A 20,687-nucleotide genomic window follows, 5' to 3' on the forward strand; every position below is an offset into this window, starting at 1 on the left:
CAGCCAGGAAGAGCCAGGAAGAACGGCCTCAGTGTCCGCGGAACAGATTCATGATGTCCTGCTTCTCCTGCTCGCCGACCTGCTCCGGCGCAACCGCCGACGCACCGCTCGCGTCGGCGTCGAGCGCCGCCTGACTGATGCCCACCGTCGAAACGAAACCGTTGCCCGGCGTGAAGTCGTCGAAATACAGTTCCGAGCCGATTTCGGTGATGCCTTCCGGCATCGGCATCTTGTACTCCGGCACGCCCTTGAGCGCGCGGCTCATGTACTCGATCCACACCGGCAGCGCCAGGCCGCCGCCGGTTTCCCGGTCGCCGAGACTGCGCGGATTGTCGTAGCCGATCCACGCGATCGCCGTGAGCGTGTGCTGATAACCGGCGAACCACGCGTCGCGCGAATCGTTGGTCGTGCCCGTCTTGCCGCCAATGTCGGTGCGTTTCAACACGTTGGTCTTCGCGCCGGTGCCGCGTTGCGCGACGCTCAGCAGCAGGCTGTTCATCACGTACGCGTTGCGCGGTTCGATTGCGTGCGGCGCGCTTTGCGCGGCCACCAGCGGTTGCGCGTGCGCCACCACGATGCCGCGCTGATCGGTGACTTCGGCGATCAGATAAGGATTGACGCGATAACCGCCGTTGGCGAATACCGAGAACGCGCCCGCCATTTGCAGCGGTGTGACGAGACCCGCGCCGAGCGCCATGGGCAGATAGGCGGGGTGACGATCCGCGTCGAAGCCGAAGCGCGTGATGTACTGCTGCGCGTACTTCGTGCCGATCTGGTTCAGGATCCGGATCGACACGAGGTTCTTCGACTTCTGCAGCGCGGTGCGCATGGTCATCGGGCCGTCGAAACCGCCGCCGTAGTTCTTCGGCTCCCACGCCTGGCCGCCGGTCTCCGCGGCGCTGAAAAAGAGCGGCGCGTCGTTGATGACGGTGGCCGGTCCGAGCCCCTTTTCGAGCGACGCCGAAAAAATGAATGGCTTGAAGCTCGAACCCGGCTGGCGCCATGCCTGGGTCACGTGGTTGAACTTGTTCTTGTTGAAGTCGAAGCCGCCGACCAGCGCGCGAATCGCGCCGTCTTGCGGGATCACCGAAACGAACGCGCCTTCCACCTGCGGCAATTGCGTGATCGACCAGTTGCCGTCGTCGTTCTTGATCAGGCGAATGATGGCACCGGGCCGCACCCGCTGATTCGGCTGCGCGCGCGGGCCGAGCGCGGCTTGCGCGAAGCGCAGGCCGTCGCCCTGAATGGTCGCGACATTGCCGTCGATGAACGTGGCCTGCACCTGTTTCGGATTCGCCGAGGTCACGACCGCGGCGATGATTTCGCCGTTGTCCGGATGTTCGAGTAGCGCGTCGTCGATAGCCTGTTCGCGGTCGTCCGCGTCGGACGGCAAGTCGATGAATGCCTCCGGGCCGCGATAACCGTGTCGCCGTTCGTAGTCCATCAGCCCTTTGCGAAGCGCGCGGTAGGCGACGTCCTGATCGGCCGAGTCGATCGTGGTCACCACGTTCAGGCCACGCGTGTACGCCTCTTCGCGGTACTGCGCGTACATCATCTGGCGCACCATTTCCGCGACGTATTCGGCGTGCACGCTGAATTCCTTGCCCGCGCCCTTGACCACGAGCGGCTGCTTGCTCGCCTCGTCGTACTGCTCCTGGGTGATGTAGTGCAGCTCGACCATGCGCTGCAGGATGTACTGCTGACGCACCTTCGCGCGCTTTGGATTGACCACCGGGTTATACGCGGACGGCGCTTTCGGCAGACCGGCGAGCATGGCCGACTCGGCCAGTGTCAGATCCTTCAGGTCCTTGCCGAAATACACGCGCGCCGCGCTCGCGAAACCGTAGGCGCGCTGCCCGAGATAGATCTGATTCATGTACACCTCGAGAATCTGATCTTTGGTCAGCTTCGACTCGATCTTGTACGCGAGCAGCATCTCGTAGATCTTGCGCGTGTAGGTCTTCTCGCTCGACAGGAAGAAGTTGCGCGCCACCTGCATGGTGATCGTGCTGGCGCCCTGTGTGGCATGGCCATTGGTCAGCGCGACGATACCGGCGCGCGCGATACCGGTGAGGTCGACGCCGCCGTGATCGTAGAAGCGCGCGTCTTCAATGGCGAGCACCGCTTTTTTCAGGCTATCGGGCACGTCCTGGATATGGACGATGTCACGCCGTTCTTCGCCGAATTCGCCGATCAATACGTGGTCCGCCGTGTAGATGCGCAGCGGCACCTTGGGCCGATAGTCGGTCAATGCGTCGAGCGACGGCAGGTTCGGCGTGGCCACGACCAGCGCATAGCCGAGCACCAGCAGCACGCACAGAATGCCTGCGACGATCAGACCGACAAAGCCGATGACGAGCTTCAGCCACAACGGGCGTTTGCGCTTCTGCGGCGCGGGCGGCGGGGACGTAGGAGACGTGGATTGCATAGTGGCACCAAAAAACAGTCCCGCGATTATAGCCGCCTCGCTTTTCAGCTTTCGGCCGGCTTACGGATGTTGCCCGACAAGCCGGCGCGCCACGCGGGATTGACTTCACTGTAGACGCTTTGATGCCGTGTGGGGCGTGCGCCACGCAACGTTAGCCATTCGGCTGAGTGTCGCTCGACGCTGCGCTTGCGCACAATTCTTCCTCGCTACTCGCGTTCGAATGGTTCGCCGCGCGAGTTTGAGGGAGGGCATATGTCGTTAAAAAATTCCTGGTTTGAGGCCTTGCAGGCAGGCTCGTTGCGTTTCGCGGCGGGGATCGATGTGGGTTCGCAAAGCGTGCGTCTGGTCGTGATCAGTCATCGCGCGTTGCCGGCTTCGGCGCTGCGTATCGAATACGTGTCGACCGTGCCGCTCGCGCCGGGCGCGATGGCGGGCACCGAGATCGCCGACCGGCATGCGGTGGCGCGCGCGTTGCGCGAAGCGTTTGCCGGTTTGCCGCGCGCGTGTGCCGTGCAGGCGCTGCGTTGCGCGATGGCGGTGCCGGCATCGGCCACGCTCATGACCACGGTGCCGCTCGCGCGGCTTGCCGCGCAAAGCGGCGGCGCGGGTGACGGCGGCCATGAACTGATTGAACTGGAGCCGGCGGTGATGAACGAGGTCGAGCGGATCGCGGGGCTCGAGTGGCATGCGCTGGCGGTCGACTGGTACGTCGACGACAGGCCCGGCACGAGCCGCTCGGTGACGATTGCCGCGACCGCGCGCCAGCATCTCGAGGCGCGTATGGAATGCGCGGCGGCCGCCGGCATTTCGCTGACCGCCGTCGACGGCGAGCCCCATGCGGCCCTGCGCGCCATGCGCTATGCGGCGAGTTGCGAACTCGATCCGCACGAGCCGTACGTTGCGCTGTGGATCGGTACGGACGGCGTGTACGGATGGCGTTTCGCCGAAGACTGTCTGGTCCATGAGATGCGTTATCCGGCGCCCGAACACACGGATCTCGCCGACGCGTTGCGCGATCTGGGTCATGACGCAGTGATCCGTTGCGCGTTCCTGAGCGGCGAAGTCGATCTGCTCGATGGGGTGGGCTTTTCGATGGTGGATATCGCCGATGTGTTGAGCTGCCCGGTACTGCCCTTCGACCTGGCGATGCTCGGCGGCCTCGAGCGGCCGCAGACCGATGCGTTGTTGCACGAGCCGGAAGGCGCAGTAGCGTTCGGGCTGGCGTTGCGCGGGGTGTTCGAATGATGGGCGGTCTGTTGCTGGGAGCGGGTTCGCATCCGCCGGTGTTTTCGTCATCGCCTTCATCTTCGTCTTCGCCTTCTCGCGGTGTGCGTTTCGTGCGGTCGTGGCTCGGGGGTTTCAATCTGCTGCCTTATCGGCAGCGCAATGCCCGGCTTGCGCGTCGGCGTCGGCTGCTTGAATGGACGGCCGCAGCGTTCACCGGTTGCGCGGCGGTGCTGCCGGTGAACGGGTGGCAAACGTTCGAGCGCATGCAGTTCGATGCGCGGCGCGCGTCGATCGATCAAGCGTTCACGCGTCTGAGCGCGCCGCTCGCGGAGCACGCGACCCTGCTGCGCGCGCGGGACGAGCAGAGCAAGAACGCCGCCCGCGCAAGGCGTTTGTCCGACCCGCTTACGCATTTGCGCGATCTGATCGATGCGCTGAGTTCCGGGCCGGGTGAGGGCGTGGTGTTGAAGCAGATGCGTCAGCGTGAACACGAGACGCAAATGCTGGCGACGTCGCATGGACATGCGGCGTCGGCGGCGTGGCTCAAACGTTTGAGCGGCATTCGCGGCGTGAAAGGCGCGGAGGTGAGCGACCTGCATAGCTCGGCGACGCGGGCCGCGGGGCGCGCGGTTGCTGGCGCCGGCGCTGTTGTTGGCGTGTCCGGCCCGGTCGAGTTCGGCGCGCATTTGCGTTGGGACGACGTGGTGTTGAAGACGGCTGGCAAGGGGGGCTCCGCGCCATCACTTGCTCTCAAGTCCGAACTATCGAGAGGTGTGAAATGAGCACGACATTCGTTGAGTTTGGCGGCGCGGCTAGTGCGCGGTCTTTCTTCTCGCATTGGATAAAGCGTGCGCGCGTGCCGTTCGATGCGTGGAGCAGACGTCGCCGTTGGGTGGTTGCCTTGCTGATTGCCGCGATAGTGTTCGCTCTCGGCACGCATGGCTGGATCGTCGCGGATTTTTCTGGCGTGGACGCGAGCCGGTCGGCGTTGGCGGCGAGCGCGCAACGCCTCGCCGATGCGCGGCATTCGTTCGCGCAGTTGCCCACATTGCGGCGGGAGGTTGCGGCACTGGGCGCGGTGCGTCCGGGCGTGTCGTGGACGTCGGCGGACGACGTGCGCGTCGTTTCCGAACTGGCCGCGCGGAACGACGTCACGCTATTGAGCCTCGAGCCCGGCGCCGCCAGCGGCGTCGGCGCTGAGAGCATGCGCCCGCTGCAGTTCACCGCGCGCACCGATTTCGTCCACCTGATGGCGTTTCTGCGTGGGCTCTCGGATTTGCCGGTGCTGACCGTTCCCGTCGACGTGACGGTCAAGCGCGATGCCAGTTCGCTGGTGGTGAACGCGACGCTGAATATATTTAGCGCGCTGCGGCCGGCGCCGTTGAATGCGGCGGCGGACACGTTCGTCGACGCCAGCCTCGATTCGGACGACGACGAAGACCTCGTGTTCTTCGATCCGTTCTCGCCGCCGCAGATGTTCGCCGCAGGTGGTGTGTCCGATGGTTCGCCATTACGTCTGGTCGGGCTGCTGCGCGATCGCACGCGTGGTTTGGCGTTGCTCGATACGGCAGAGGGCGCGGCTACCGTCGCGGCTGGGCAACTGATCGGTGCCGAGCGCGTCACGAGGCTCGACGCGCTTGGGATTACGCTCGCCAGAGGTGATGAGACGCGCACGCTTTCGTTGATGGAGGCTTCATGATGAGTTCGGCGAAATTGGCGCGGATCGCGCGATCGTGTTGGGGTTGGGGCGCGTCGCCGGGAGCGTGCCTGTTGCGTGGGGCTCGCTTGGCTCGTGTATTTCGCGTGGCTTGCGTGTCTCGCTCACCGAACGCGTGGTGTTTGCGGCACGCGCGTCGTGTGTGTCTCGGGCTGGTCGTCGGTTCGGTGTTGAGCGTCGGTATCGCACGGGCTTCGACGCCGCCGTTGCCGCCGCTACCGGACCACATGTTGCGGGACGATGCGGTCGCGTTGCCACGTGAGATTGCCGTCGAAGTGCCGAACCCGTTTCGTGACGATTCGGCGGAGACGACGGATGTGTCGAAGGCGTCTGCGTCCAGTGCGGCTGGCGCATCCGCTGCCAGCGCCGAGATCACGGCCGACGGCTCCTCTCCGCCCACGCAAATCTCAACCCCGACCCGTGACGTCGCGGCCACCTCCGCACTCGAAGGCCCACCCACACCGCTACCGCCGCTCCCGCGCCTCGGCAGCGCACCAAAAACCGCCGCCGACGCCAATCTCGCAGCCGACGACAAAGCGATCTCGCTGAACTTCCAGCGTGCCGAACTCGGCGCCGTGCTCAACGCGTTCGCGCAGTTCACCGGCCTGAACATCGTCGCGAGCGAACGAGTGCGTGGCGCCGTCTCGTTGCGGCTCGACAAGGTGCCGTGGCGCACGGCGTTCGACACCTTGCTCGACGTCAACGGCCTCGCAATGGAGCGCCACGGCAACGTGATCTGGGTCGCGCCGCAGGCCGATCTGGCTGCGCGCGAACGGCAGCGCTTCGAAGCGCATGCCCGCAGCGCCGATCTCGAACCACTCGCCAGCCGTACGTTCCAGTTGCACTACGCGCGCGCCGAAGACGTCCGCCGCCTGCTGACCGGTTCCGGCAATCAGCGCGTGCTGTCCAAACGCGGCGCCGCCACCGCCGATCCGCGCACCAACCTGCTGTTCGTGACTGACCTCGAGGCTCGCCTCGCGCAGATCGCGGCGCTGCTCGGTTCCGTCGACCGGCCCACCCGCCAGGTGTTGATCGAAGCGCGGATCGTCGAGGGCGAACATGGGTTCTCGCGGAATCTCGGCGTGCGGCTCTCGATGGCGGCCACTAGCGAAGACGGTTCGGCGCGCGGCCTGACCGGCGGCAAGGACGGCGCGGTTTATGATCTGTCGGCGCGGCCCATTGCCGGTTTCGACGCCGCGACCGCCGGCCTGACGTTGTTCGCGGCCGCCGCGACGCGGCTACTGAATATCGAGCTGAGCGCGCTGGAGGCTGAGGGTCGTGGGGAAATCGTCTCCAGTCCGCGGGTCGTCACGGCCGACCGGATGAAGGCAGTGGTCGAGCAGGGCACCGAGTTGCCTTACCAGGCGAAGGTGGGGCAGGGCGTATCTGGCGTGCAGTTCCGTCGCGCCACGCTCAAACTCGAGGTCGAACCGCAAATCATGCCTGACGGCCGGGTCGTGCTGGACCTCGACGTCGCCAAAGACAGCGTCGGCGAACAGACCGACGCCGGTCCCGCGATCAACACCAAACACGTGCAAACGCGGGTCGAAGTCGAGGATGGTGGTACGGTGTCGATCGGCGGAATTTACGCCACCGACGACCGGGACGATGTGACTCGGGTTCCGCTCCTGGGCAAAATACCCTTTTTGGGGGCGCTTTTTCGCCATCGGGCACATCGCGACCAGCGCAGCGAACTGGCGGTTTTCATCACGCCGCGCGTCGTTCAGATAAATTAGGGGCATGGCGCCGCTGCTCTCCAGCGGCGGCGCGCAGGCTCGACAAGGCAGCCGCTTTGCCAGTAAGCTGCGGCACGAACACCACCGGACTAGCCAGAGGACACCGTTGCAAGCGCGGGACGCACACGCCAATGTATTTTTTGTAGGGCTCATGGGGGCAGGAAAAACCACCGTGGGCCGGGCCATTGCGCGCCGTCTCGATCGCCCGTTCTTCGATTCCGACCATGAAATCGAAGCGCGCACGGGCGCGCGCATTCCGGTGATCTTCGAACTGGAGGGCGAAGCGGGCTTTCGCGAGCGGGAGGCGAGCGTGATTTCCGAGCTCACCGGGCGCGAAAATATCGTCTTAGCCACCGGTGGCGGCGCGGTGCTGCGGCCGGAAAACCGCGAATCGCTGCAAAATCGCGGCGTGGTGATTTACCTGCGAGCCAACCCGCACGACCTTTGGCTGCGCACCCGGCGCGACAAGAATCGCCCGCTTCTGCAAACCGAAGACCCCAAAGCGCGTCTCGAAGCGCTCTACGAAGTGCGCGATCCGTTATATCGGGAATGCGCGCATTTCGTCATCGAAACTGGCCGGCCTTCGGTCAACGGCCTCGTCAACATGGTTCTGATGCAGCTCGAGATGGTCGGTGTCGCCAAACATCCTGCGTCATAATGGACCGTATGATTACCGTTAATGTCGAACTGGGCGAGCGCGCCTACCCCATCCATATCGGTGCCGATCTGATCGGCCAGACCGCATTGTTCGCGCCGCATATTGCCGGCAGTTCGGTGACGATCGTCACGAACACCACCGTCGAGCCGCTTTACGGCGACAAGCTTCGCACCGCGCTCGCGCCGCTCGGCAAACAGGTTTCCACGGTCGTTTTGCCGGACGGCGAAGCCTATAAAAACCTCGAAACGCTGAACTTGATTTTCGACGCGCTGCTCGGCTCGCGCGCCGATCGCAAGACCACGCTGATCGCTTTGGGCGGCGGTGTGATCGGCGATATGACGGGCTTTGCCGCGGCTTGCTATATGCGTGGCGTGCCGTTCATTCAGGTGCCGACTACGTTGTTGTCGCAGGTGGATTCGTCGGTGGGCGGCAAGACCGGCATCAATCATCCGCTTGGCAAGAACATGATCGGCGCGTTCTACCAGCCGCAAGCCGTGATCGCCGACATCGGCGCATTGCGCACGCTGCCGGCACGCGAACTGGCGGCGGGCGTCGCCGAAGTGATCAAGACCGGCGCGATTGCCGACGCGGGTTTCTTCAGCTGGATCGAAGCCAACGTCGAGGCGCTGAACGCCTGCGAACCCGCGGCGCTGATCGAGGCGGTCAAGCGCTCGTGCGAGATCAAGGCTTCGGTGGTGGCGCAGGACGAGCGTGAAGGCGGATTGCGCGCGATCCTTAATTTCGGTCACACCTTCGGCCACGCGATCGAAGCCGGGCTCGGCTACGGCGAATGGCTGCACGGCGAGGCGGTGGGCTGCGGGATGGTGATGGCGGCAGATCTGTCCGTCCGCATGGGCTATCTCGACGAAACCGCGCGCAAACGCCTGGTCGACGTGATCGTCGCCGCGCATTTGCCGACCCGGGCGCCCGCGCTTGGCGAATCTCGCTACGTCGAACTCATGCAGGTCGATAAGAAGGCGGAAGCCGGCACGATCAAATTCATTCTGCTGAAGCGTTTCGGTGAGACGCTGATCACCCAGGCGCCGGACGACGAGGTGCAGGCCACGTTGGCCGCCGCGATCTAAAGGCGGCGACTGGCCGGGCAAAGCATCACGCACCCGCGTCACGAGGCGCCGCTTATGTTTCGGAGAACCCGGTGGCAGACAGGCGCAGCGACGATGTAAAGCACGACCCGGCAAGCACGGCGGCGTTCGGCGTGCTCACCCAGGAAGCACTCGAAGCGCACCTTGCGCCTTACGCGGCGCATTCGTCGCAGTCGCGCGGTCGCCGTTATCCGGAAGCCGCGCCCAGCGCCCGCACCGAATTTCAGCGCGACCGCGACCGTATCGTCCACTCCACGGCGTTCCGCCGGCTCGAATACAAAACGCAGGTCTTCGTGAATCACGAGGGCGACCTGTTTCGCACGCGTCTGACGCATAGCCTCGAAGTGGCGCAGATCGCGCGGTCGGTCGCGCGCAGTCTGCGGGTCAACGAAGACCTCGTCGAGGCGATTTCGCTGGCTCACGATCTCGGCCACACGCCGTTTGGTCATGCCGGTCAGGACGCGCTGAACGAATGCATGCGCGAGCACGGCGGCTTCGAACACAATCTGCAAAGTCTCGCGGTGGTCGACGATCTGGAGGAGCACTACGGCGCGTTCGACGGCCTGAACCTCTGCTTCGAAACGCGCGAGGGGATTCTCAAGCACTGTTCGCGGGACAACGCCCGGCGGCTCGGCGCGTTGGGCGAGCGCTTTCTCGAAGGCCGTCAGCCATCCATTGAAGCGCAAATCGCCAACGTCGCCGATGAGATCGCTTACAACAACCACGATGTCGACGACGGCTTGCGTTCCGGCCTGCTCACGGTCGAGCAACTCGCCGAAGTGGCGTTATGGCAGACGCACTACGAGGCGGCACGCCGCGATTTTCCGCAGATCGAAGGACGCAGGCTGATTCATGAAACGGTGCGGCGCATCATCAACACGCTGATCGTCGATCTGATCGATACGACCAAGACGAATCTGGCCCGTTACGCGCCGACGTCGCTCGACGCGGTGCGTGCCGCGCCCGTGCTGGTCGCGCACAGCGAAGCGATCGCCGCGCAGGCTGCGGTGCTCAAGCGTTTTCTGTTCAAGAACCTGTACCGCCATTACCGCGTGATGCGGATGGCCAACAAGGCGCGGCGCGTCGTGATCGGCTTGTTCAACGCGTTCACGGAAGATCCGCGACTGTTGCCACCGGGTTATCTGTCGGCGGACGGGGCGCAACAAGCCCGGCTGATCGCGCATTACATCGCGGGGATGACGGATCGGTATGCGTTGAAGGAATATCAGCGGCTGTTCGTGATCGAAGACAACTGATCGCGGCAGGGCGCGGCGCCGGCTTGCACCGGCGCCGCAATCGGCCTACCGCAAACCACGGCAAACTACCGCGGTCGTGCCACCGCGTGCTTGCGTGTTACCGCAAGCGCGACGCGAACAGCGCCCCGGCTATCAGCGCGACGCCGCCCACTATCGCAATCGTCTGCCACGGGTTTTCATGCACGTAGTCGTCGGCATCAGCCATCGCGACCTCAGCGCGCTCGCGCACGGCTTCGCGCGTGTCGTTCAAACGTGCGCGCGCGGCTTCCAGCTGTTTGCGCAGTTTGCCGCGCAGTGCCACGGCGTCGGCCTGGGTGCCATCGGCCAAAGTCGATTCGAGTTCGGACATCAGCGTGCGTAGTTCGCCCGCGATATCTTCGGCCGCGTGGCGGCCGTGGCGTGCAATACGTTTTGCACGGCGGCTCGTGCTGGTCCAGGATTCGCCGAGGGCGTCTCGCGTATTCGGAAGTGCTGTCATGGTCGCTCCGTCGATGAGGTGAAAGGTCCCACGCCTCGTCACATAAACGCGCAACGCGTCACGACGCGGGAAACACCCTGCGGACGCAACTTTGGTGCCAAACCGCACGCGCGCGGCCCGATTACTGTGCAGCCTCGTTCATACCGCCGGACGACTGCCTCGTCGACGGCTATTCGTCAGCAGATATTGCACGAGCCGGCGCGATTGCGGGTCAAATTTACAAACGCTCGCACCGGCCCGGAAAGAGCGCGCACGCGGCCAACGTGCGGCCGAGAAGCACACGCGAAATGGAAAACGCCGTCATTGGATTGATGACGGCGTTGTCCAAGCCACGAAAATTCGACTACCCTAACTAAACGCGTCCCTATTTTCGCGAAGCGTTAGAAACGGTAACCGATGTTGACGTAGGAAACGATCGGGTTCAGCTTGATCTTGGTTTGCGACGTGGCCGTCAGCGTGCCGACCGGCGTGTTGGCGGCGGTGGTCAGCTTGGCGGTCGTGCTGAGCGGCAGATACGAGATCGAGACGCCGGCGAACCAGTGCTGATTGAACGCGTAAGTGAAACCGGCATTAAACACTGGCTCCCACGAACTATCCGTACTGACGCTGGTCGGACCATGCAGAACATTGGCTTCAAACGCACCGTTGGTGATCTTCTGGTCGGTGAACCAGATGCGACTCACGCCAACGCCGAGATATGGGCGGAACGTGGCGGTCGGCGCGTTGAAGTAGTACTTGAATAGCAGAGTCGGGCTCCACTGCTTCGCCTGGCCCAGCTTGCCGAATTGTTCGAGGCTGCCCGTGCCGTTCAGGTCGAAAGAAGGCGGGACGCCGATCACGAATTCGGTTGCGATGTGATCAGTGACGAAGTAGCCGGCGGTGAAGCCGAGGGTATCGGCGGAACCCAGCGATGCACCGGTGTTGGGTTCGGTAATGTTGGTGGGGCTGCCGCCAAGACTTGTGATTCTCAACGGGTCGCTGCTCGATTGAGGCGCAAGATGGAACCAGCCTGTTGTGACGAAAAAGCTGCCGGCCGATTGCGCATGCGCTGCCGTTGACATACAGGCTAGCGCCGCGAGCCCCGTTACGGCCTGTTTTAATTTCATATGTGCTCCTCCAGAAAAGGCCCGCTCATTATGACTACAACGTTTGAAACAAACCATACGCGGCGGTTAGAGCTTTCTCCCTAAGCACCGCGTGGTTTCTGGCTCAGCCGCGCCGCGCCGAACCGTAGGGCGCATGCGGCTTTTCGGACCTTCGGGTATGTACCAACGCGACTATCGGATACTCCAGCATGGCACGGCTTGCACGTCTCTATGTCCCTGACCAGCCGCAGCACGTCATCCTCCGCGGACTCGATCAGCAGCCCGCGTTCGTCGACGACCAGGACTACGAGCTTTTCATCGACTGTTTGAAAGCGGCTTCGCGCGACCATCACCTATCGATTCACGCTTATGCGTTGATGCCGGGCGCGGTGCAACTACTCGTCACGCCGACCGAGGAGTCGAGCCTGCCGAAGGCGATGCAGGCGGTGGGGCGCCGCTACGTGGCGCACTTCAACCGGCGTTACGCCCGTCGCGGCACGTTGTGGGAAGGACGTTACCGCGCCACGGTGATCGAAGGCGAGCGTTACTTTCTGCTGGCGAGCCGTGTCGTCGAAATGTGCCCGGTACGCGCGCAACTGGTGAGCGCGCCGGAAGATTACCGCTGGTCGAGCTACCGTCATCACATCGGCCTGACGCTCGACAGCCTGATTACCGACCACCCGCTGTACTGGTCACTCGGCAATACGCCGTTCGAACGGCAACGCGCGTATCGCGATCTGTGCGAGCAGCCGCTCGACGAACGCGAGGCCAGTCAGCTTCAACAAGCCACGCTGAAAGGCTGGGTACTGGGCAGCGATACCTACCGCGAATGGGCGGCGCGGGCCGCCAACCGGCGTGTGTCGCCGCTGCCGCGCGGGCGGCCGCGCAAGGTGCGCGAGACACCTCAGCAGCAATAAAAGCGTTTCGCGGCAAAGGGTTGTATCGAAACGGCATCTTCGCATGCCGTTTTCTTTTGCACTATTTTGATGTGGCACCAATAAAAATACACCGCAATGCACCAACTTGATAATTGGGGATCGACCATCACGTTTTATTTGCTATTCCTTTGATTCGTCGCGTATATTCCGAATTCCGGCGCTTTTTGATACGCGTAGCATTTCAGCGTGTCCCGCTCAAAGCGCCGTCGCGGTTGCGGTTGCGAGCCGCGGCAATAGAAAAATGGTTTAACGGCCTGTCCGGCCCCCTACAGACGGTGTCCCCATGAACGACCACCAGCAACCGACTCATCCGGTTCCCGCCGCGCAAGGTCTGTACGACCCGCAAAACGAACACGACGCCTGCGGCGTCGGCTTCGTCGCTCATATCAAGGGCAAGAAAAGCCACGAGATCATCGAGCAAGGCCTGAAGATTCTCGAAAACCTCGACCACCGGGGCGCCGTCGGCGCCGATCCGCTGATGGGCGACGGCGCGGGCATCCTGATCCAGATCCCGGACGGCTTCTATCGCGAGGAAATGGCCAAACAGGGCGTGGTGCTGCCGCCGAGCGGCGAGTACGGCGTCGGCATGGTCTTTCTGCCGAAAGAACACGCGTCGCGCCTGGCGTGCGAACAGGAGCTGGAACGCACGGTGAAGGCCGAAGGCCAGGTCGTGCTGGGCTGGCGCGACGTGCCGGTCGACCACACCATGCCGATTTCGCCGACCGTCAAGGCGAGCGAGCCGTTGATCCGCCAGATCTTCATCGGCCGCGGCAAGGACATCATGGTGACCGACGCGCTGGAGCGGAAGCTGTACGTGATCCGCAAAACCGCGAGCCACCGCATCCAGGCGCTCAAGCTGAAGCACGGCAAGGAATATTTCGTGCCGTCGTGCTCGGCGCGCACGATCGTCTACAAGGGTCTGCTGCTGGCCGGCCAGGTCGGCGTGTATTACCGCGATCTGCAGGACGAGCGCACCGTCTCGGCGCTGGCGCTGGTGCACCAACGTTTTTCGACCAACACGTTCCCGGCCTGGGAACTCGCCCACCCGTACCGGATGATTGCCCACAACGGCGAAATCAACACGGTGAAGGGCAACGTCAACTGGCTGAACGCCCGCACCGGCGCGATCGCGTCGCACGTGCTCGGCGACGATCTGCCGAAGCTGTGGCCGCTGATCTACCCGGGCCAATCGGACACCGCGTCGTTCGACAACTGTCTCGAACTGCTGGTGATGGCCGGCTACCCGCTCGTCCACGCAATGATGATGATGATCCCGGAAGCATGGGAACAGCACACGCTGATGGACGACAACCGCCGCGCATTCTACGAATATCACGCCGCGATGATGGAGCCGTGGGACGGCCCCGCCGCGATCGCCTTCACCGACGGCCGTCAGATCGGCGCGACGCTCGACCGTAACGGTCTGCGTCCGGCGCGCTACATCGTGACGGACGACGACCTCGTCATCATGGCGTCGGAAGCGGGCACGCTGCTGATCCCCGAGTCGAAGATCGTCAAGAAGTGGCGTTTGCAGCCGGGCAAGATGTTCCTGATCGACATGGAGCACGGCCGCATCATCGACGACAAGGAGCTGAAGGACAACCTCGCGAACGCCAAGCCGTACAAGAGCTGGATCGACGCGGTGCGGATCAAGCTCGACGAAATCGAGCCGAAGGCCGAAGACGTCGCGACGGAACGCCGCGAAGCCGCTGCGCTGCTGGATCGCCAGCAGGCGTTCGGCTACACCCAGGAAGACCTCAAGTTCCTGATGGCGCCGATGGCGCAAGCCGGCGAGGAAGCGGTCGGCTCGATGGGCAACGACTCGCCGCTGGCGGTCATGTCCAACAAGAACAAGACGCTCTATCACTACTTCAAGCAGCTGTTCGCGCAGGTCACGAACCCGCCGATCGACCCGATCCGCGAAAACATGGTGATGTCGCTGGTGTCGTTCGTCGGTCCGAAGCCGAACCTGCTGGACACGAACAACATCAACCCGCCGATGCGTCTCGAAGTGTCGCAGCCGGTGCTCGACTTCAAGGACATCGCGAAGATCCGCGAAATCGATCAGTACACGGGCGGCAAATTCAGTTCGTACGAACTGAACATCTGCTATCCGGTGGCGTGGGGCAAGGAAGGCATCGAGGCGCGCCTCGCTTCGCTTTGTGCGGAAGCCGTCGACGCGGTCAAATCCGGCTACAACATGCTGATCGTGTCGGACCGCAAGACCGACCGCGACAACGTCGCGATTCCGGCGCTGCTGGCCACCGCCGCGATCCACACGCACCTCGTGCAGCACGGTCTGCGCACGAGCGCGGGTCTGGTCGTCGAAACCGGCTCGGCGCGTGAAACGCACCACTTCGCGCTGCTCGCGGGCTACGGCGCGGAAGCCGTTCACCCGTACCTCGCAATGGAAACGCTGGGCCAGTTGGCCGCTGGCCTGAAGGGCGACCTGTCGCCGGAAAAGGCGGTCTACAACTTCACCAAGGCAGTCGGCAAGGGCCTGATGAAGGTCATGTCCAAGATGGGCATTTCGACCTACATGTCGTACACCGGTGCGCAGATTTTCGAAGCGGTCGGCCTGGCTGAAGATCTGGTGCAGAAGTACTTCAAGGGCACCTCGTCGAAGGTGGGCGGTATCGGTCTGTTCGATGTCGCGGAAGAAGCGATCCGTCTGCATCGCGACGCGTTCGGCGACAACCCGATCCTCGCGAACATGCTCGACGCCGGCGGCGAATACGCGTACCGCGTGCGCGGCGAAGAACATATGTGGACGCCGGATGCGATCGCCAAGCTGCAACACTCGGCGCGCAGCAACTCGTATCAGACGTACAAGGAATACGCGCATCTGATCAACGATCAGACCAAGCGTCACATGACGTTCCGCGGCCTGTTCGAATTCAAGTTCGACCCGACCAAGGCGATCCCGCTCGACGAAGTCGAATCGGCGAAGGACATCGTCAAGCGTTTCGCGACGGGCGCGATGTCGCTGGGCTCGATCAGCACGGAAGCGCACGCCACGCTGGCGGTCGCGATGAACCGCATTGGCGGCAAGTCGAACACCGGCGAAGGCGGCGAAGATTCGAACCGCTATCGCAACGAACTGCGCGGCATTCCGATCAAGAACGGCGACACGATGAAGTCCGTGATCGGCGAAGAAGTGATCGTCGACATTCCGTTGAAGGACGGCGATTCGCTGCGCTCGCGGATCAAGCAGGTGGCGTCGGGCCGTTTCGGCGTGACGGCGGAGTATCTGTCGTCGGCCGATCAGATCCAGATCAAGATGGCGCAAGGCGCGAAACCGGGCGAAGGCGGTCAGTTGCCGGGCCACAAGGTGTCGGAATACATCGGCAAGCTGCGTTACTCGGTGCCGGGCGTCGGCCTGATTTCGCCGCCGCCGCACCATGACATCTACTCGATCGAAGATTTGGCGCAACTGATCCACGATCTGAAGAACGCGAATTCGGCGGCCAGCATCTCGGTGAAGCTGGTGTCGGAGTCGGGCGTCGGTACGGTCGCCGCAGGCGTCGCGAAGGCCAAGGCGGATCACGTCGTGATCGCCGGCACCGACGGCGGCACGGGCGCTTCGCCGCTGTCGTCGCTCAAGCACGCGGGCACGCCGTGGGAACTCGGTCTCGCCGAAACGCAGCAGACCCTGGTGCTGAACCAGCTGCGCGGCCGTATTCGCGTGCAGGCCGACGGTCAGATGAAGACCGGCCGCGACGTGGTGATCGGCGCGCTGCTCGGCGCTGATGAATTCGGCTTCGCGACGGCGCCGCTCGTCGTCGAAGGCTGCATCATGATGCGCAAGTGTCACCTGAACACCTGCCCGGTCGGCGTCGCGACGCAAGATCCGGTGCTGCGTGCGAAGTTCCAGGGCCAGCCGGAACACGTCGTCAACTTCTTCTTCTTCGTTGCGGAAGAAGCGCGTGAAATCATGGCGCAACTGGGCATCCGCAAGTTCGACGACCTGATCGGTCACGCCGAACTGCTCGACATGAAGAAGGGCATCGAGCACTGGAAGGCGAAGGGTCTCGACTTCTCGCGCGTGTTCTATCAGCCGCAAGTGTCGGCGGATGTCGCGCGTAAGCACGTCGACGTGCAGGATCACGGCCTCGACAAGGCGCTCGACCACGTGTTGATCGAAAAGGCGAAAGCGGCGATCGAAAAGGGCGAGCACGTCTCGTTCATCCAGCCGGTGCGCAACGTGAACCGTACGGTCGGCGCCATGCTGTCCGGCACGATCGCGAAGAAGTACGGCCACGACGGCCTGCCCGACGACGCGATTCACATCCAGTTGAAGGGCACGGCGGGCCAGAGCTTCGGCGCGTTCCTCGCGAAGGGCGTGACGCTGGATCTGGTCGGCGACGGCAACGACTACGTCGGCAAGGGTTTGTCGGGCGGGCGCATCATCATTCGTCCGACCAACGATTTCCGTGGCAAGTCGGAAGAAAACATCATTTGCGGCAACACGGTGATGTATGGCGCGATCGAAGGCGAAGCGTTCTTCCGCGGCGTGGCCGGCGAGCGCTTCTGCGTGCGTAACTCGGGCGCGACGGCGGTTGTCGAAGGCACGGGCGACCACGGTTGCGAATACATGACGGGCGGCACGGTGGTCGTGCTCGGTGAAACGGGCCGTAACTTCGCGGCCGGCATGTCGGGCGGCATTTCGTATGTGTTCGATCCGGACAACTCGTTCGCGGGCAAGTGCAACAAGTCGATGGTCGCGCTCGAACCGGTCTTGCAACAGGCCGAACAGGAACGCACGGTCGACAAGGGTCTGTGGCACACCGGCGCGACCGACGAAGCGCTGCTGAAGGGATTGATCGAGCGTCACTTCCAGTTCACGGGCTCGCCGCGTGCGAAAGCGCTGCTCGAAAACTGGGACGCGTCGCGCCGTCAATTCGTGAAGGTGTTCCCGACCGAATACAAGCGCGCGCTGGGCGAAATGGCCGCGAAGAAGGCGAACAAGGAAGTGCTCGCCGCTTAACCCGCCACATCGCCGCACTGCCGCTTCGCTGGCAAGTTGCCAGCGGGACGTCACCCTTAAGCCGTACCCGCCGCGCGCGGTCACCGTTGAACGGTGCTCCGCGGCGGGTCCAGATCACCCCTAGATACAGATAGAGAAGAGAACCACATGGGCAAGGCAACCGGTTTTCTCGAGTTCGAACGTCGCCACGAGACGTACGAAGCTCCGCTCACGCGTGTGAAGCACTACAAGGAATTCGTCGCCGCACTGAGCGACGACGAAGCGAAGATTCAAGGCGCGCGTTGCATGGACTGCGGCATTCCGTTCTGCAACAACGGCTGCCCGGTGAACAACATCATCCCGGACTTCAACGACCTGGTGTTCCATCAGGACTGGAAGAACGCGATCGAAGTGCTGCACTCGACGAACAACTTCCCCGAGTTCACGGGCCGCATCTGCCCGGCACCTTGCGAAGCGGCGTGCACGCTCGGCATCAACAACGACCCGGTCGGCATCAAGTCGATCGAACACGCGATCATCGACAAGGCTTGGGCCGAAGGGTGGGTTGCACCGCTGCCGCCGAAGCACAAGACCGGCAAGAAGGTCGCCGTGGTCGGTTCCGGCCCCGCGGGTCTCGCCGTCGCGCAGCAACTCGCGCGCGCGGGGCACGATGTGACGGTGTTCGAAAAGAACGACCGGATCGGCGGTTTGCTGCGTTACGGCATTCCCGACTTCAAGCTGGAGAAGTGGCTGATCGATCGCCGCATGCGTCAGATGGAAGCGGAAGGCGTGACGTTCCGCGCCAACGTGTTCATCGGCCGCGCGGATTCGCTGCCGGATCACATCGGCAACACGGCCAAGGAAACCGTCACGCCGGCCGAGTTGAAGGAACAGTTCGACGCGGTGGTGATTGCCGGCGGTTCGGAAACGCCGCGCGATCTGCCGGTGCCGGGCCGCGAACTGGAAGGCATCCATTACGCGATGGAATTCCTGCCGCAACAGAACAAGGTCAATGCCGGCGACAAGGTCGCGAACCAGTTGCTCGCGAAGGCCAAGCATGTGGTCGTGATCGGTGGCGGCGATACGGGCTCGGACTGCGTGGGCACGTCGAATCGTCATGGTGCGAAAAGCGTCACGCAATTCGAACTGCTGCCGCAGCCGCCGGAAGAAGAGAACAAGCCGCTGGTGTGGCCGTACTGGCCGATCAAGCTGCGCACGTCGTCGTCGCATGACGAAGGCTGCGAGCGCGATTGGGCGGTTGCGACCAAGCGCCTCGAAGGCAAGAACGGCAAGGTCGAGAAGCTGATCGCGGCGCGCGTCGAATGGAAGGACGGCAAGATGCAGGAAGTGCCGAACTCGGAATTCGAAATGAAGGCCGATCTGGTGTTGCTCGCCATGGGCTTCACGCAGCCGCTCTCGCCGGTGCTCGAAGCGTTCGGCGTCGACAAGGACGCGCGCGGCAACGTGCGCGCCGCGACCGAAGGCGACAAGGCGTATTACACGTCGGTGGACAAGGTGTTCACGGCGGGCGATATGCGTCGCGGCCAGTCGCTGGTGGTGTGGGCGATCCGCGAAGGCCGTCAGTGCGCGCGTTCGGTGGACGCGTTCCTGATGGGGCATTCGGAACTGCCGCGTTAAACGTCTCCGGCTGGTTTCGCTGCCGCGTCGCATTGCACTGCGGCGCGGTAGAAACGGGCTACTCATTGCAGGAAGAGGTGGAGACGACAAGGCTGGATTGTCGAGCCGTGAAAAAACAAAGCCGGGCACCTGTGAGGGTGACCCGGCTTTTTAGTTTTTGCCGACCGTGCGTTGTTATCCGCGATACCGCGCCAACGTCAGCCCATCGAGATCGATCTCCGGCTCTCGCTGCGCAATCAGATCCGCGACCACACGCCCCGACCCCATCGACATCGCCCAGCCCGTTGAGCCGTGTCCAAGGTTCAGCCAGAGATTGTCCACGCCGCATGCGCCGAGTAGCGGCGCGCCGTCGGGTGTCATCGGCCGGCGGCCGACCCAGAAGTGCGCGGAGGTCGGATTCGCCGCGTGCGGGAACCAGTCCTTGAGCACTTTCATCAGCGTCTGTAACGCCTGCTCACGTAATGTGGCGTGGCGGTTGCCGAGTTCCGCCGTGCCGGCCACGCGCAGGTTATTGCCGAAGCGCGTGATCGCCGTTTTCAGCGATTCGTCCATCAGCGCGGCGCGGGGCGCCTTTTCTTCGTCGGTGATGGGCAAGGTCGCCGAATAGCCTTTCACCGGATAAAGCGGCACCTTCACACCAAGCGGCGCGAGCAAGGCCGCACTGTCCACGCCCAACGCCACGACCACCGCATCGGCCGGCACGATCTCGCTGCCGCGCTCGCTTTCCACACGCACGCCGCGCACCGTACCGCCTTGCACGTCGAGCGACTGGATGGTCGTGTCGAAGCGAAACCGCACGCCATTGCGCTCGCACACCGCGCGCAATTCGCGGGTGAAACGGGCGCAGTCGCCCGCTTCGTCGTCCGGCAGATAGAGACCCGAAAGCGGTGCCTCGCGCGCCCAGCGCAAACCTGGTTCGATCTCGACGCATTGCGCCGCGCTCACCTGCCGATGCGCAATGCCCGCGTCGCGCAACACCGTCAGCGCCGGCTGCGCGAGCTCGACGTCGTACTCGCTGCGGAATAACTGCAGATAGCCCTGACTACGCCCGTAATCGAACGGATGCCCCCGGCGGAATTCGTGCAGACAGTCGCGGCTGTAATAAGCGATCCGCTGCATCCGCTGCTTGTTGACGCGAAAGCGTTCGAGATCGCATTCCCGCAGCCAGCGCGCGATCCAGCGCCATTGCGCCGGGTCGAACGTCGGCCGGAAGATTAGCGGCGAGGCCGGCTTGAACAGATAGTGGAGGATCTTGGTCGGCATGCCGGGCGCGGCCCACGGCGTCACATAACCCGGCGCGATCACGCCGGCATTGCCGAAACTGGTGGACAGCGCGACATCCGGTTCGCGCTCGATCAGCGTGACGTCGCAGCCCTGCTGACGCAGGTAAAAAGCCGTGGCCACGCCGATCACGCCGCCGCCCAGAACAATCGTTTTCATGAATGTGTGCTGCGAGA

At 63.6% G+C, this 20,687-nt stretch carries 14 protein-coding genes; 10 read left to right on the plus strand and 4 right to left on the minus strand.

Features of this window, described 5'->3' with window-relative positions:
* Positions 1–28 precede the first annotated feature (28 nt).
* Positions 29–2,428, minus strand: coding sequence for a penicillin-binding protein 1A (locus B0G83_RS30660; RefSeq protein WP_105511100.1), 2,400 nt, complete (start codon positions 2,426–2,428; stop codon positions 29–31).
* 252 nt (positions 2,429–2,680) lie between these two features.
* On the opposite strand from B0G83_RS30660, the gene pilM reads away from it, so the two are divergent.
* From pilM to B0G83_RS30695, 7 genes are all read left to right on the plus strand, one after another.
* Positions 2,681–3,673, plus strand: coding sequence for a type IV pilus biogenesis protein PilM (gene pilM, locus B0G83_RS30665; RefSeq protein ID WP_105511101.1), 993 nt, complete (start codon positions 2,681–2,683; stop codon positions 3,671–3,673).
* Positions 3,674–3,765: 92 nt separating this feature from the next.
* A complete protein-coding gene (locus B0G83_RS30670) occupies positions 3,766–4,437 on the plus strand; it encodes a fimbrial assembly protein (RefSeq protein WP_308701514.1) in 672 nt (223 codons plus the stop codon).
* The gene (locus tag B0G83_RS30675) at positions 4,434–5,354 is read left to right on the plus strand and encodes a hypothetical protein (protein ID WP_105511103.1); all 921 of its coding nucleotides are present in this window, start codon (positions 4,434–4,436) and stop codon (positions 5,352–5,354) included. The genes B0G83_RS30670 and B0G83_RS30675 overlap by 4 nt, the downstream gene beginning before the upstream one ends.
* A gap of 113 nt (positions 5,355–5,467) precedes the next feature.
* Positions 5,468–7,108, plus strand: coding sequence for a type IV pilus secretin PilQ (locus B0G83_RS30680; RefSeq protein ID WP_258168387.1), 1,641 nt, complete (start codon positions 5,468–5,470; stop codon positions 7,106–7,108).
* Between the two features lie 106 nt (positions 7,109–7,214).
* Positions 7,215–7,766, plus strand: coding sequence for a shikimate kinase (locus B0G83_RS30685; RefSeq protein ID WP_035554795.1), 552 nt, complete (start codon positions 7,215–7,217; stop codon positions 7,764–7,766).
* On the plus strand, positions 7,766–8,851 hold the full coding sequence (gene aroB / locus B0G83_RS30690) for a 3-dehydroquinate synthase (protein ID WP_105511105.1): 1,086 nt from the start codon (positions 7,766–7,768) through the stop codon (positions 8,849–8,851). The genes B0G83_RS30685 and aroB overlap by 1 nt, the downstream gene beginning before the upstream one ends.
* A gap of 71 nt (positions 8,852–8,922) precedes the next feature.
* Positions 8,923–10,125: a deoxyguanosinetriphosphate triphosphohydrolase gene (locus B0G83_RS30695; RefSeq protein WP_105511106.1), complete on the plus strand. Its 1,203-nt coding sequence runs from the start codon at positions 8,923–8,925 to the stop codon at positions 10,123–10,125.
* Positions 10,126–10,222: 97 nt separating this feature from the next.
* Here the strand turns inward: B0G83_RS30695 and B0G83_RS30700 are convergent, their stop codons facing one another.
* Both B0G83_RS30700 and B0G83_RS30705 read right to left on the minus strand, forming a co-directional pair.
* Complete coding sequence (locus B0G83_RS30700; protein ID WP_105511107.1) at positions 10,223–10,603, minus strand: YqjD family protein; 381 nt, start codon at positions 10,601–10,603, stop codon at positions 10,223–10,225.
* 380 nt (positions 10,604–10,983) lie between these two features.
* Positions 10,984–11,709, minus strand: a complete 726-nt coding sequence (locus B0G83_RS30705) for an OmpW family protein (protein WP_105511108.1) — start codon at positions 11,707–11,709, stop codon at positions 10,984–10,986.
* Positions 11,710–11,897: 188 nt separating this feature from the next.
* Here B0G83_RS30705 and B0G83_RS30710 point away from each other — a divergent pair, with 188 nt between their 5' ends.
* The 3 genes from B0G83_RS30710 to B0G83_RS30720 all read left to right on the plus strand — a co-directional run bounded on the left by B0G83_RS30710 (position 11,898) and on the right by B0G83_RS30720 (position 19,230).
* On the plus strand, positions 11,898–12,605 hold the full coding sequence (locus B0G83_RS30710; protein WP_035554805.1) for a transposase: 708 nt from the start codon (positions 11,898–11,900) through the stop codon (positions 12,603–12,605).
* A gap of 304 nt (positions 12,606–12,909) precedes the next feature.
* Positions 12,910–17,613 (plus strand): glutamate synthase-related protein, encoded by a 4,704-nt coding sequence (locus B0G83_RS30715; protein ID WP_105511109.1) that lies wholly within the window; start codon positions 12,910–12,912, stop codon positions 17,611–17,613.
* 147 nt (positions 17,614–17,760) lie between these two features.
* Complete coding sequence (locus B0G83_RS30720) at positions 17,761–19,230, plus strand: glutamate synthase subunit beta (protein ID WP_105511110.1); 1,470 nt, start codon at positions 17,761–17,763, stop codon at positions 19,228–19,230.
* 174 nt (positions 19,231–19,404) lie between these two features.
* Here the strand turns inward: B0G83_RS30720 and B0G83_RS30725 are convergent, their stop codons facing one another.
* The gene (locus tag B0G83_RS30725; protein ID WP_105511111.1) at positions 19,405–20,670 is read right to left on the minus strand and encodes a D-amino acid dehydrogenase; all 1,266 of its coding nucleotides are present in this window, start codon (positions 20,668–20,670) and stop codon (positions 19,405–19,407) included.
* Between the last annotated feature and the right edge of the window lie 17 nt (positions 20,671–20,687).

Origin of the sequence: Paraburkholderia sp. BL21I4N1 (genome assembly GCF_002973525.1) — a bacterium.
GTDB lineage: Bacteria > Pseudomonadota > Gammaproteobacteria > Burkholderiales > Burkholderiaceae > Paraburkholderia.

Excerpts from the sequence above, each read along its gene's own strand:
- B0G83_RS30660 (WP_105511100.1), bottom strand. The coding sequence starts at position 2,428 with ATGCAATCCACGTCTCCTACGTCCCCGCCGCCCGCGCCGCAGAAGCGC.
- pilM (WP_105511101.1), top strand. The coding sequence starts at position 2,681 with ATGTCGTTAAAAAATTCCTGGTTTGAGGCCTTGCAGGCAGGCTCGTTG.
- B0G83_RS30675 (WP_105511103.1), top strand. The coding sequence starts at position 4,434 with ATGAGCACGACATTCGTTGAGTTTGGCGGCGCGGCTAGTGCGCGGTCT.
- aroB (WP_105511105.1), top strand. The coding sequence starts at position 7,766 with ATGGACCGTATGATTACCGTTAATGTCGAACTGGGCGAGCGCGCCTAC.
- B0G83_RS30700 (WP_105511107.1), bottom strand. The coding sequence starts at position 10,603 with ATGACAGCACTTCCGAATACGCGAGACGCCCTCGGCGAATCCTGGACC.
- B0G83_RS30705 (WP_105511108.1), bottom strand. The coding sequence starts at position 11,709 with ATGAAATTAAAACAGGCCGTAACGGGGCTCGCGGCGCTAGCCTGTATG.
- B0G83_RS30710 (WP_035554805.1), top strand. The coding sequence starts at position 11,898 with ATGGCACGGCTTGCACGTCTCTATGTCCCTGACCAGCCGCAGCACGTC.
- B0G83_RS30715 (WP_105511109.1), top strand. The coding sequence starts at position 12,910 with ATGAACGACCACCAGCAACCGACTCATCCGGTTCCCGCCGCGCAAGGT.
- B0G83_RS30720 (WP_105511110.1), top strand. The coding sequence starts at position 17,761 with ATGGGCAAGGCAACCGGTTTTCTCGAGTTCGAACGTCGCCACGAGACG.
- B0G83_RS30725 (WP_105511111.1), bottom strand. The coding sequence starts at position 20,670 with ATGAAAACGATTGTTCTGGGCGGCGGCGTGATCGGCGTGGCCACGGCT.